General features: G+C 32.1%; 12 protein-coding genes. 4 read left to right on the top strand and 8 right to left on the bottom strand.

All coding sequences use genetic code 11. The features are described from left to right. The 7 genes from KKC53_04825 to fabZ all read right to left on the bottom strand — a co-directional run. On the bottom strand, positions 1-212 hold a 212-nt coding region (locus KKC53_04825; protein ID MBU2598486.1), incomplete at its 3' end, for a glutamate formiminotransferase. A gap of 286 nt (positions 213-498) precedes the next feature. After that, entirely contained in the window at positions 499-1,470 is a 972-nt protein-coding gene (locus KKC53_04820) for an acetyl-CoA carboxylase carboxyltransferase subunit alpha (GenBank protein MBU2598485.1), read from the bottom strand. A 159-nt stretch (positions 1,471-1,629) separates the two neighbouring features. Next, a complete protein-coding gene (accD, locus tag KKC53_04815; protein MBU2598484.1) occupies positions 1,630-2,517 on the bottom strand; it encodes an acetyl-CoA carboxylase, carboxyltransferase subunit beta in 888 nt (295 codons plus the stop codon). A 47-nt stretch (positions 2,518-2,564) separates the two neighbouring features. Beyond that, positions 2,565-3,830: a beta-ketoacyl-ACP synthase II gene (gene fabF, locus KKC53_04810; GenBank protein ID MBU2598483.1), complete on the bottom strand. Its 1,266-nt coding sequence runs from the start codon at positions 3,828-3,830 to the stop codon at positions 2,565-2,567. After that, the gene (gene fabG, locus KKC53_04805) at positions 3,827-4,582 is read right to left on the bottom strand and encodes a 3-oxoacyl-[acyl-carrier-protein] reductase (protein ID MBU2598482.1); all 756 of its coding nucleotides are present in this window, start codon (positions 4,580-4,582) and stop codon (positions 3,827-3,829) included. The genes fabF (KKC53_04810) and fabG overlap by 4 nt, the downstream gene beginning before the upstream one ends. Positions 4,583-4,616: 34 nt before the next feature. Further along, a complete protein-coding gene (gene fabD, locus KKC53_04800) occupies positions 4,617-5,543 on the bottom strand; it encodes an ACP S-malonyltransferase (GenBank protein MBU2598481.1) in 927 nt (308 codons plus the stop codon). A gap of 28 nt (positions 5,544-5,571) precedes the next feature. Continuing rightward, complete coding sequence (gene fabZ, locus KKC53_04795) at positions 5,572-6,009, bottom strand: 3-hydroxyacyl-ACP dehydratase FabZ (protein MBU2598480.1); 438 nt, start codon at positions 6,007-6,009, stop codon at positions 5,572-5,574. 491 nt (positions 6,010-6,500) lie between these two features. On the opposite strand from fabZ, the gene fabF (KKC53_04790) reads away from it, so the two are divergent. Genes fabF (KKC53_04790) through accC form a run of 4 tightly spaced genes read left to right on the top strand, consistent with a single transcriptional unit; the run spans position 6,501 to position 11,758 of the window. Next, positions 6,501-7,748: a beta-ketoacyl-ACP synthase II gene (fabF, locus tag KKC53_04790; GenBank protein MBU2598479.1), complete on the top strand. Its 1,248-nt coding sequence runs from the start codon at positions 6,501-6,503 to the stop codon at positions 7,746-7,748. 25 nt (positions 7,749-7,773) lie between these two features. Further along, complete coding sequence (locus tag KKC53_04785) at positions 7,774-8,568, top strand: biotin--[acetyl-CoA-carboxylase] ligase (protein MBU2598478.1); 795 nt, start codon at positions 7,774-7,776, stop codon at positions 8,566-8,568. Position 8,569: 1 nt separating this feature from the next. Then, positions 8,570-10,393 carry an acetyl-CoA carboxylase biotin carboxyl carrier protein gene (gene accB / locus KKC53_04780; GenBank protein MBU2598477.1) on the top strand — a complete coding sequence of 608 codons (1,824 nt, stop codon included), beginning with the start codon at positions 8,570-8,572 and terminating at the stop codon, positions 10,391-10,393. A gap of 12 nt (positions 10,394-10,405) precedes the next feature. Next, on the top strand, positions 10,406-11,758 hold the full coding sequence (gene accC, locus KKC53_04775) for an acetyl-CoA carboxylase biotin carboxylase subunit (GenBank protein ID MBU2598476.1): 1,353 nt from the start codon (positions 10,406-10,408) through the stop codon (positions 11,756-11,758). A 3-nt stretch (positions 11,759-11,761) separates the two neighbouring features. On the opposite strand, the gene hutU is transcribed toward accC, so the two are convergent. After that, a partial coding sequence (gene hutU, locus KKC53_04770; GenBank protein MBU2598475.1) for a urocanate hydratase occupies positions 11,762-13,197 on the bottom strand: 1,436 nt, incomplete at its 5' end.

The raw sequence follows: 13,197 nt of genomic DNA, 5'->3' as shown, positions 1-13,197 counted from the left end.
TCCAATGATTTAGCAGTTAATTTATAAGCTACTTCTAATACTTTTTCAGGAGAACCAACAAATGTAAAAACTGACCTATTATGGTCAATATCTGAGGAATAATCAAGAAGTTTAATTCCTTTCACACTTATTATCTCGTCTCTTAAAGCTTCAATTATATTTTTTCTTCTACCTTCGCTTACATTAGGAACACATTCAACTAATTTACTCATAACTCCTCCTTAAAAAAGAAATGGCATATGATTACAATAAAAAATCATATACCATTGTTATTATTTTCTCAAAATTTAAGTATAAAATAAATTGATGTTTAATTTTATTAATAGTGTTGTATTATACTTTCGAAGACATTTTACCCTCCCCCTACCCCCTCCCATAAAGGGAGGGGAATCTTAAGAGAAAAATGAAAGAATCAAGTGGTTTAAAATCCAAAGACTTAGTTTATTCTTTGTAGATTCCTTTATTCTTTGTAGATTCCTTTATTCTTTGTAGATTCCTTTATTCTTTGTAGATTCCCATTTCCTGGTATTTTTTAGTTCTTCTTAATTTAAGTTCATTTGGGTCTAATTGCTCAAGTTTGTCTAAAGTTTTTAAAATCGATTTTTTTATTAATTTTGCAACTTTATCTAAATTTTTATGTGCACCCCCTCTTGGTTCAGGAATAATCTCATCAATAATATTTAGCTTTTTTAAATCCTTTGAGGTTAATTTTAAAGCAGCTGCTGCAAGGCGGCTGCTATTAGAATCCTGCCATAAAATAGCAGCACATCCTTCAGGAGATATTACTGAATATATTGATTTTTGAAGCATCATTACATAATCAGCAAGCCCAAGTGCTAATGCTCCTCCACTTCCACCCTCACCTATTACAATTGCTATAATTGGAATTTTAAGCCCACTCATTAAAAGTACGTTGTGAGCTATAGCACTTGCTTGCCCTCTTTCTTCTGCTCCAACATCTGGATATGCACCTGGGGTATCAATAAATGTTATTATTGGCATCATGAATTTTTCAGCCATTTTCATCAATCTCTGTGATTTTCTGTATCCTTCTGGACTTGCCATACCAAAATTATAATGCAGTCTTTCTTCTGTAGTTTTTCCCTTTTGATGACCAATAATAACTACTGACTTCCCCTCAATTAATCCTAACCCTCCAACTATTGATGGGTCCTCTCTAAATAATCTATCTCCTTTTAGCTCTATAAATTCATCACATATCTTTTCAATATAGTCTTTTGTTTGTGGACGACCTTCATATCTGGCAGTTTCTACTATTTGCCATGCCCTCTTTTGACTTCTACCCTTTCGTGTAAATAGGGCAATTTTACTTGAAATCTTTTTGATGATATCACTTAAGTGAACTCCACGTAGTAATGGTATTTTTTTTATTTTTGCCAATTTAGAAAATTGTGACGCTGCTTCTTTTTTATATGGCTTTGGAACTTTTTTTAAATCCTCTATATTCATTTAGTAACCTTTTTTAAATTAGAATCTGATATTTTATTATCTAATTTCCATTAGTAGATTTGTTGTATAGTTTCGCAGACATTTTAAATCTTCCCCCTCTCCCTTTCCCTCTCCCACCAGGGGAGAGGACAAATTGTCAAGAAACTATACCCAAATCGTTCAATACTTCTTTTTAAAATAACTATTTTTTGTTTTATCAAATATTTTTAATAATAAGGCTAATTTTTCTTTTAGTTTAGTACGGGATACAACCATATCAACTTGACCATTTTTTAAATTAGTTTCTGCAAGACCAAAATCCTCTGGTAAATCTTTTCCTATAGTTTGTTTAATAACTCTGGGTCCAGCAAAACAGATTAAAGCTCCAGGTTCAGCTATTATTACATCTGCTAATGGCGCAAAACTAGCTGAAACTCCACCAGTTGTAGGGTTTGTTAAAACTGAGATATATGGAATCCTCTTTTCCTGTAATTTTTGTACTGCACATACTGTTTTAGCTACTTGCATTAATGAAAGTATTCCTTCCTGCATACGTGCTCCCCCTGAAGCACAAAAAATTATAAGAGGAATTTTTTCTTTAATTGCCAAATCTATGCTTCTTTTTATTTTTTCACCAACAGCGCTTCCCATACTCCCGCCCATAAATCTAAAATCCATGACTGCTAAAATAATATCAAATCCATCTATTTTTGCTTTTCCAGTTATTATTGCTTCATTTAATCCGGTCTTTATTTTTGATTTAAATAATCTTTCCTCATAAGATTTCAAATCAAAGAATTTTAATGGATCACTTGAAGTAATTTCGGGGTATATTTCCGAGAAAGATTTATTGTCTGCAACTTGATTTACCCTGGTTATTGCATCTACTGGATAATGGTATTCACACTCAGGACAAACATTATAGTTTTTTTTCAAAGCTTCTTTACTTATTGAAACTTTACAAGATGTACAAGTTATTTCTTCTTCCCTACTCTTTAACTTATCCATTTTTTTTAGTCTATCTATATATGAAATTTTAACTGTTACCTTAGATTTCTTATCCTTCATCATCTAACACCAATTTTATATAAATACTTTATATTAAATTACTATTACTATATTTTTTTTAATGTCATGGCAACATTATGTCCACCAAATCCCATAGAGTTGGAAAGTGCAACTTTTACATCATGTTTCCTGGCAAAATGTGGAACATAATCTAAATCACATTCTGGGTCTGGATTATCAAGATTAATAGTAGGAGGAACTATTTTATTTTTTATAGCTAATGCACAAGCCGCTATCTCAACTGCACCCGCTGCTCCAAGGCAATGACCTGTCATGGATTTAGTAGAGCTTACCATAACCTTTTTGCTGTTTTCCTTCAATGCTAATTTTATTGCTTTAGTTTCTGCTACATCATTCATTTTTGTTGATGTACCATGAGCATTTATATAATCAACTTCATTAATATTTATTCCAGCATCCAGTAGTGAAAATTCTATTGCCTTTGCAACACTTTTACCACTCATATCCATAGCAGTAATATGATATGCATCTCCAGTCATTCCATATCCAATTACTTCAGCATATATATTTGCTTTCCTTTCAACAGCGTGCTCTAAATCCTCCAGTATTAAAACACCCGCACCCTCCCCCATCACAAATCCATCTCTATCTATGTCAAAAGGTCTACATGCTTTTTTAGGTTCATCATTTCTTGTAGAGAGAGCACGCATATTACAGAAACCTGCAACTGCCATTGGAGTAATTGCAGCCTCTGAACCTCCTGCTAACATAATTTTTGCTTTTTTTCTTCTGATTACCTCAAATGCATCTCCTATGGAATTAGCTGAGGCAGAGCAGGCTGTTGTTGCTGAAATAATAGGTCCCCTAATTTTAAAATGTAATGATATTTGAGATGATGCCATATTAATAATTAGCATAGGAATAAAAAATGGACTTACTCTATCTGGACCCATTTCAATTAATCTTTTATGTTGTTGCTCCCACGTTTCAGCTCCACCTATGCCACTTGCTATTGACGCCCCAATATCAAAATTATCCTTATCTTTATCAATCACTAAATTTGCATCATCACAAGCCATTTTTGCTGCTGAAACTGCAAACTGAGTGAATCTATCCATTCTACGAATCTGCTTTTTATTTAACCAATTTTCTGGATTAAAATCATTTACTTCTGCAGCAATCTGAGTGGTAAAATTACTGGGATCAAAATGTGTTATTTTACCAACTCCAGATTTCCCACTTATCAGTGATTTCCAGAAATTATCTTTACCTATTCCTACCGAAGATATAATTCCAATTCCTGTTATTACAACCCTTCTCTTGTTATCTATTTCATAGTCTATATTTTTCATATTCCCATCCCCCCATCAACTAATAAAACATGACCAGTTATGTATCTGGCTAAATCTGATACTAAAAATAGAACAGAGTTAGCTACATCTTTTGTTTCCCCTAAATAACCAAGTGGTGTAGCTTTTAAGATTTTTTCTCTGACTGTTTCAGAAAGTCTATCGGTCAATTCAGTTTTTATATATCCTGGAGCAATAGCATTTACTCTTACACCCCTTGGAGCCAATTCCCTGGCAAGAGATTTAGTAAGTCCAATTAAACCTGCTTTTGCAGATGAATAATTTACCTGACCAGGATTTCCTCTAACTCCTGCAACAGAAGAGATATTTACAATAGCACCACTTCTTTTTCTAATCATTATTCTGCTAACATATTTGCTGCATAGAAATGCTCCCTTAAGGCACACATTTAACACATCTTCCCAATCACTAATACTCATTCTTGCAATTAATGAATCCTTGGTAATTCCTGCATTATTTACCAAAATATCTATAGTTTTAAACTTCAAGACTATTTTGTTTACCATTTCTATAACTTGATCCTCAGCATGCACATCAGCTCTTATTGCTATTGCTTTACTGCCAAGAGAATTTAACTTGTCAACCAACTCTTTGGCTTGTTTTTCACTTTTACTATAATTTACTACTACATTCGAACCAGCTTTTGCTAAGGTTAATGCAATTTCCCTACCTATTCCTCTTGATGCTCCAGTAACTAAGGCTACCTTATTTGTTAAATCTATAAATTTTTCCATAAAATTCTCCTAAATTTTTTAATAATATAAAATATTATTTCAGTTCTTCTATGGTTCTTCCCAAAGTTTTTATATCCTCCACATTTAATGTTTTCACTTCAGGATTTATTCTATATATTAATCTTGAAAGTATATTTTTTGGTCCAACTTCTATAAAGTAATTTACTCCATCTTTTATCATTTTTTTAACACAATCTAACCATAAAACAGGAGAAGTTATCTGTTTTGTCAAAATTTCTTTTACTTTCTCTTTTTTTATATATTCAACATTAACTGCTGATAAAAAGGGAATTTCTAAATCACCTATATTAATATTTCCTAACTCATCCTTCATTTTCTTTCCAACATCAGAAATTAGTGGTGTATGAGAAGCGACTGTCACAGAAAGTGGAATAACTTTTTTAGCACCCTTATTATAAAATAACTCTGTAACTTTTTCTAAATCATCCTTATGTCCACTAATTACTACTTGCTTTGGTGAGTTAAAATTTGCAGGATAAAATCTCCCACTAAATTTCTTACAAATCCTTTCAACTTCTTCAGGAGAAAGTCCGATAATAGCTGCCATTGCACCTGAAGATTTTTGATTTGCTTCCCACATAAATTGACCTCTTTTTTTAACTATTTTTATAGCATCAGAAAAAGAAAAGGCTCCAGCGATAGTTAATGCGCTATATTCTCCCAAGCTATGACCACAAACAACCTCAGGATAAATACCCTCATTCATTATCAATTGAGCAGTTATATAACTAATCAGTAATATTGCAGGTTGTGTGATATTGGTATGGGAAAGAATTTCCAATGGTCCATTAAAACATATATCTTTTATATCAAGACCTATTATCTCATTAACAATATCAAAATATTTTCTAATTTCAGGAAAATTTTGATAAAAATCCTTTCCCATACCAACTTTTTGGGAACCCTGCCCTGGAAAAATAAAAGCAACTTTTTCTTTCATAATTATCTTGAAAAACTATTTTACAAACTTATACTTTTTCTTTTTCAGATAAAAAGAATATAATTTCTCCACTACATGCAAGTTCATTATTTACAAATGCCTTACCTTTTCCCTTACCAAAATTAGCCTTTAAAGCTATTATCTCCACATCTAATCTTAATTCATCGCCTGGTCTAACTATTTTTTTAAATCTCACCTTGTCAATTCCTCCCAATAATGCAATCTTATTTTTATTTTCCGGGAGAGACATAACACCCACAGCTCCAGCTTGTGCCATTGATTCAACTATCAATACCCCCGGCATTATTGGGTTTCTCGGGAAATGCCCTTTAAAATAATATTCATCTTCTCTTACTTTTTTTATAGCAATGATTCTTTTCCCAGGTATGATTTCTATTACTTTATCAATCAAGAGAAATGGTTTTCTATGAGGTATTATGTTCTCTATATCAGCTTTTTCTAAAATTTTTCCCTCCTTAATAAAAAGGAATTACATTGACTATATTTACACAATTTATTTTTACTTATATTAAAAAATTTCAGACTAAGATTTTTATCTGAAACCGATGTAAATTAATAGAAAATATACTAAATTTAGGAATTTAGACGCCATTGTCTTCTCTGTTGTTGCAACGAAAAAAGCTAATAAGATTTTTAATGATTGTTAATTTCTTTTTTGAAACTTTATAAAATATCTATTCGTCATAAAGTTTCAAATTTAAATCATAATAAAATTAGGTAAAACAGAGCAACCCTTTGGGATTAAATTATTAAGCAAGGCTAAAGCCTTGCCCTACTTTTGTATTACATCAAATTCTTTTTATTAGATTTTTTGAATTATTATTTATAGTAGTAATTATTTTTATTTACTTCTTAATGTACAAGAACATGTGTTTATGAACATATCTTTTAAATAGTTCATTTATTATGTATTTAGGAAGGAATGATAGAATTTAAATGAAGAGAAGAGTAGTAATAACAGGAATGGCGGCTATAACTCCTTATGGAATGGATTTAAAACAAATCTGGAATAATCTAATTAATGGAATTTCTGCAATAGATTATATAACATCTTTTGATACCAAAAACCTTAAAGTTAAAATTGCTGGTGAGGTAAAAGATTTTGATCCAAATGACTTTATGGAAAAAAAAGATGTCAGAAGAACTGCCAGATTTGCCCAGATGGGTTTGGCAGCAGCAAAATTAGCAATTGAGGATGCTTTTTTAGAGAAAAATCTAAGTGATATAGAGAGAGATGATGTTGGAGTAGTTGTTGGAAGTGCTGTTGGTGGAATCGATTCAACAGAAGATGCATTTAAAGCAATGTATAAAAAGGGTCCTCATTGGATTAGCCCCTTCTTTTCTTCAAGTAGCTTAATTAATATGGCATCATTTCATGTAGCAAGGAATTTTAAATTTAGAGGTCCAAATGTTACACCTGTAACTGCATGCTCTACTGGAACACAAGCTGTTGGAATGGCAGCTTTAATGATCGCTAATAGAGAAGCGGATGTAATAATTGCTGGGGGTGCAGAATCTGTGATAAATGAATTTGGAATTGCAGGATTTGTAGCATCTGGAGCTTTTTCATCCCGAAATGATGATCCAAAGGGAGCAAGCCGTCCTTTTGATAAAGATAGAGATGGTTTTGTTGTAAGTGAAGGTGCGGGTATATTGGTTCTCGAGAATTATGAAAGAGCTATTAATCGAGGTGCAAAAATATATAGTGAGATTATAGGATTTGGAAACAGTTCAGATGCACTTCATATCACTTCACCAGATCCTGAAGGCATAGGGGCAGCTAAAGCGGTTAAAATTGCTTTAAAAATGGCGAAAATCTTACCAGATGAAGTTGATTACATAAATGCTCATGGAACAGCAACTAGAAAAAATGATCCAATGGAAACAAATGCCATAAAACTGGTATTTAAAGATTACGCTTATAGGGTTGGAATAAGCTCAACTAAATCTATGCTTGGACATTCATTTGCTGCAACAGGGGCACAGGAAATTATAATAAGTTCATTGGCTATAAGAGATAATATTATTCCACCTACAATAAACCTTAATAATCCGGATCCAGAATGCGATTTAGACTATACACCCAATATTGCAAGAAAAAGAAATATAGATGTTGTAGTATCTAATTCATTTGGCTTTGGTGGACAAAATGCAGCTATCGTATTAAAAAAATTTGAAGAATAAAAAATATTAATTATCATTAAAGAATTTGAAAGATTTTGATATTCATAGTTTTAAAGAGATTTTAAAAACAAAATATTTAGGTAAAGAATTTATATATTTTAACAATGTAGATTCTACAAATGATGAAGCTCTGAGAATAGCTGAAGAAAAGCCTTTAAATGGAACTGTTGTATTAGCAGAAGTCCAAACTTTAGGTAGAGGTAGAGGTGAAAAACCATGGTTATCACCATATGGTGGTCTTTGGTTTTCAATAATTTTAAAACCAAAAATTAGTCCATTAATAATATCTATAATAACTCTTTTAAGTGGTCTTGCTGTTGCTGAAACAATTAAAGAATCATTAAATTTGGATGCAAAGATAAAATGGCCAAATGATATTTTAATTGATAACTTGAAGGTTGCTGGAATTCTATGTGAATCAGAGATATTAAAAAATAAAATAAAAAAATTAGTAATAGGAATTGGTGTAAATTTAAATCTTGATAAAGAAGACATTGAGGGTTTAGATATAAAAGCAACATCCTGTAAAATAGAGTTGGGAAATGAGGTTAACAGGGAAAAATTCTTAGCACATTTTTTACAAAAATTTGAGAATTACTACAGTAAAATAATTGTTTCTTCAGAATTTGAGTATATATTAAATAAGATAAGAAAAATAATTATTCCAATTGGTTCTAATGTTGAGATAAAAGTAGAAGATAAGAAATTATCTGGATATGCTTTTGATATAGATGATAGTGGATCACTTTTGGTAAGAATAGATAATCAAATAAAAGCTTTTACATCATCTAATATAGAATATATAAGAATAAAAAAATAAAATGGTTAAGAATCAAGTAAGAATAACAGATACAACTTTAGGAGATGCTAATCAATCTCTTTGGAATGGTAGGTTAAGATTAGAAGATGTGCTTCCAATCTTAGAAAAAATGGATAGGGCTGGGTTTTATAGCATTGATTGTTGGGGAGCAGAAATTTTTGAATCTTTACTTCAAAATTTAAAAGAAGATCCATGGGATAGATTAAAAATATTAAAAAGCCACTTTAAAGAGACTCCAATCAGTGCACTTATTCGAGGAAGAAGTCTTGTTGGTTATAAAAATTATGATGATGAATTAATTAAAAAATTTATAGAACTTTCAGCTAAAAATGGTATAGCTATATTTAGAGTTTATGATGCCTTGAATGACATTAAGAATTTAAAATTAATAGTTAAGGTTGCAAAAAGTTGTGGATGTCTGGTTCAAGGAACATTGGTATATACTGAAAGCCCTGTTCATAAAATGATGGACTCTATAAAAATTTCAAAAGAGTTAGTAGAGATGGGTGCAGACTCAATATGTATAATGGACGAAAATTATTTCCTTACACCTGATAAAACCTACAAAATTATTTCTGCTTTAAAACAGGAGATTGTAGTACCCATTAATCTACACTGCCATTTCATTAATGGAATTGGATTATTAAATTATTTAAAAGCAATAGAGGCAAATGTTGATATAATTGATGCTGCATTTACACCAGTCTCTTTTGGAAACTCCCAGCCCTCTATTGAAAGTATATACTTTGCACTTAAAGACACGGATAGACAACCATCACTAAATCTGGAATTAATTGAAGAGATATCAAAAGAGATAGAAGGAATCAGAAAATTAAGAGACTTTAAGAAAGGAACTACATCAGTTATTCATAATAAAAGTGTGCAGTTAAACATCCCTGATCATATAATATCAGACCTTATATCTCAGCTTAAAGATAAAGGAGAGATGGAGAATCTATTTAATGTTCTCGAAGAAATTCAAAGTGTAAGAGAAGAGATTGGTTATCCCCCACTTATTACTCCAATAGGTGAAATAGTTGGAACACAAGCTATAATAAATGTCATTACTGATGAAAGATGGGAAATAATTCCTGATGAAATGAAAAATTATCTTATTGGAGATTATGGTAAAATTCCTGGTGAAGTCATACCGAATATTCTAATAAGACTTGAGAAAGAGAAAAAATCGCTTAAATTTGATCGTATTAAATCTGAACAAATAGATATCTTGAAAAGTTCTTATGAGAAGGGCAAGGAAGCTCTTGCAGGTCTTGCAAAAAGCGAGGAGGATATAATAAATTATTGCATATTTCCATCACAAACCTTAAACCTTCTTTCATATAGAGAAAAACGACCTAAAAAATTATTTAAAGAAGAAGAAATCAAGAAAGTCCCAGTTGGTATAGATTCAAAGAAGGTAAAAGATCTAATAAAAATAATAGAGCAGGTAGACTTAGAAGAAATAACTATTGAGGAAGATGGTATGAGAATATCAATAAGAAAAACACAAAAGGAAGAAATCCCACCAGAAACTTTAAGACCGAAAGAAAAAGCTAGGAAGATAGAAAAAGAAGTAGAAGAAGAGATACATTTAATAAAATCCCCAGTTGTTGGTACCTTTTTCCAAGCATCTTCTCCAAATGAACCACCATTTGTAATTAAGGGACAAAGAATTGAGAAAGGACAAACTTTGTGTATTATCGAGGCGATGAAAATGATGAATAAGATCGAATCGGATGTTGATGGAATAATTAAGGAAACTTTTATTGAAGATGGTCAATATGTTGAATACGACCAAGACCTTTTTAAAATCCAGAAAATATAAAAGTTAATAAAAATGTTTAAAAAGATATTGATTGCAAATAGAGGTGAAATAGCTCTTAGAATAATTAGAGCTTGTCATGAATTAAATATTGAAGCTATTGCTGTCTATTCAAGTGTTGATTCAGAGTCCATCCATGTTAGAGAAGCAGATAGAAGCATATGTATTGGACCTGCTCCAAGTAGTGAGAGTTATCTTAATATAAAAAACATAATAGGAGCAGCTGATATGGCTGATTGTGATGCCATACATCCCGGATATGGCTTCTTATCTGAAAATGCTGATTTTGCACAGGCATGTATTGAAAATGATTTAATCTTTATAGGTCCAAAGCCATCTATTCTAAGAAAAGCTGGGAACAAGGTTGAATTAAAAGAAATCATAAAAAAAGCAAGAGTACCTGTAATTCGAGGTACAAAGCGTCCAGTTAAAAATTTAAGAGAAGCATTAAGAAAAGCAAGATGGATAAGATACCCAATAATCATTAAAGCTTCAGCTGGAGGTGGTGGAAAAGGAATGAAAATTGTCAGAAATAAAAGGGAGCTGATTTCATCACTCCAAATTGCAAAGACTGAAGCCAAATCTTATTTTGATGATGACACAATATTTTTGGAAAAATATGTAGAAAAACCGCGTCATATTGAAGCTCAACTTATTGTTGATAAAAAGGGTCATATCATTTTTTTTGGAGAAAGAGATTGTACAATTCAGAGAAGACATCAAAAACTGATTGAGGAATCTCCGTCACCTGCAATTGATAGAAGAAAAAGAAAACAATTAATAGAATTATCAATAAGGGTAGCTAAGGCAATTAAATATGAGAATTTAGGAACAATTGAATTTCTAATGGACAAAAAAGGGAACTTTTATTTTATGGAGATTAATCCAAGAATTCAAGTGGAACATGCAGTTACTGAGGTGGTGATTGGTATGGATTTAATTAAACAACAGATTCTAATAGCAAGTGGAGAAGATATTTCCATAAAACAGGAAGATATAAAACCCAATGGACATGCTATTGAATTTAGAATAAATTCAGAAGATCCAGACAATAATTTTATGCCAAGTCCTGGACTTATTTCTTTCTACCTCCCACCTGGAGGACCAGGTATAAGGGTAGATAGTTGTTTATATCAGGGATATAGAGTTTTACCTCATTATGACAGTTTAGTTGCAAAACTAATTGTATGGGGAAAAGACAGAGAAGAAGCAATTAATCGTTCAAAAAGAGCTTTGAAAGAATTCATTATAGAAGGAATACCTACTACAATTCCATTTTATCAAAAAATTCTATCAAATCCTAAATTTATAAGTGGTGAAATAAATACTGATTTTGTTAATGAAATACTCCAAGAAAAATATAATTAGAATTTATTTCAGCATAGGAATTTTTATGCCTTTTTCTTTGGATGTTTTTATTGCTAACTCATAACCTGCGTCAGCGTGTCTTGCCACCCCTATTCCTGGGTCATTATTGAGTACTCTTTGAAGTCTTTTTTCAGCATCTTTAGTTCCATCTGCAACAATGACCTGACCTGCATGTATTGAGTATCCAATTCCTACTCCCCCACCATGATGAACAGCAACCCATGATGCTCCACTAACTGCATTGAGAAGAGCATTTAGTATTGGCCAATCTGCAATCGCATCACTTCCATCTTTCATCCCTTCTGTCTCTCTATTTGGCGATGCAACAGAACCTGAATCTAAATGATCTCTTCCAATAACAATTGGGGCTTTAATTTCACCACTTGCAACTAGATCATTAAAAATTCTTCCCATCTTTGCTCTCTCTCCATATCCAAGCCAGCAGATTCTTGATGGAAGACCTTGAAATTTAATATGTTTTTGAGCCATCTTTATCCATCTAACTAAAGTTTCATCCTCAGGGAATGTCTCTAAAATAGCCTTGTCTGTTTTATAAATATCCTCTGTATCACCTGATAATGCCACCCATCTAAATGGTCCCTTCCCTTCGCAAAATAGAGGTCTAATATATGCATTTACAAAACCTGGAAAATTAAAAGCATCCTCTAATCCAGCCAATTTTGCTTGTCCTCTTATATTGTTTCCGTAGTCAAAAACAATTGCACCCCGCTTTTGCATTTCAAGCATAGCTTGCACATGTTTTGAGACAGACTCATAAGCCATATTTTTATATTCTTCAGGATTATTTTTCCTGAGCTCTAAAGCTTCTTTAAAACCTATACCTGCTGGGATATATCCATTTAACATATCATGGGCTGATGTTTGGTCAGTAACTACATCCGGTATTATTCCTCTTTTAACCAATTCTGGGTAAGTATCTGCTGCATTTGCTACAAGTCCAATCGAGCGGGGGGTTTTCTTTTTAACCGCGTCTTCTACCAATTTTAATGCTTCATCAAAATTCTCCGTCATAATCTCACAATAACCTGTATTAAGTCTTCTCTCTATCCTTTCTTTATCTACCTCAACATCAAGACAAACTCCCTCATTCATTGTTATAGCAAGTGGTTGAGCACCACTCATTCCTCCCATTCCTGCTGTTAAAACAAATTTCCCTTTTAAACTTCCATCAAAATATTTCTTTGCAACCTCTGATAGAGTCTGATAAGTTCCTTGAAGAATCCCCTGAGTACCAATATAAATCCAACTACCAGCTGTCATCTGACCGAACATTATAAGACCCTTTTCTTCAAGTTCCCAGAACTTCTCCCAATTAGCCCATGCTGGAACTAAAAGTGAGTTAGCTAAAAGTACTCTTGGTGCATACGGATGTGTTCTAAAAACTCCAACCGGTTTTCCTGATTGGATAAGTAATGTTT

It is taken from the genome of Actinomycetota bacterium (assembly GCA_018830725.1).
GTDB lineage: Bacteria > Actinomycetota > Humimicrobiia > JAHJRV01 > JAHJRV01 > JAHJRV01.
Note: the sequence above shows the minus strand (reverse complement) of the source record. Positions and strands in the feature narration are given on the sequence as shown.

Excerpts from the sequence above, each read along its gene's own strand:
- fabD (MBU2598481.1), bottom strand. The coding sequence starts at position 5,543 with ATGAAAGAAAAAGTTGCTTTTATTTTTCCAGGGCAGGGTTCCCAAAAA.
- accD (MBU2598484.1), bottom strand. The coding sequence starts at position 2,517 with ATGAAGGATAAGAAATCTAAGGTAACAGTTAAAATTTCATATATAGAT.
- fabG (MBU2598482.1), bottom strand. The coding sequence starts at position 4,582 with ATGGAAAAATTTATAGATTTAACAAATAAGGTAGCCTTAGTTACTGGA.
- accC (MBU2598476.1), top strand. The coding sequence starts at position 10,406 with ATGTTTAAAAAGATATTGATTGCAAATAGAGGTGAAATAGCTCTTAGA.
- accB (MBU2598477.1), top strand. The coding sequence starts at position 8,570 with ATGGTTAAGAATCAAGTAAGAATAACAGATACAACTTTAGGAGATGCT.
- KKC53_04820 (MBU2598485.1), bottom strand. The coding sequence starts at position 1,470 with ATGAATATAGAGGATTTAAAAAAAGTTCCAAAGCCATATAAAAAAGAA.
- fabF (MBU2598483.1), bottom strand. The coding sequence starts at position 3,830 with ATGAAAAATATAGACTATGAAATAGATAACAAGAGAAGGGTTGTAATA.
- fabF (MBU2598479.1), top strand. The coding sequence starts at position 6,501 with ATGAAGAGAAGAGTAGTAATAACAGGAATGGCGGCTATAACTCCTTAT.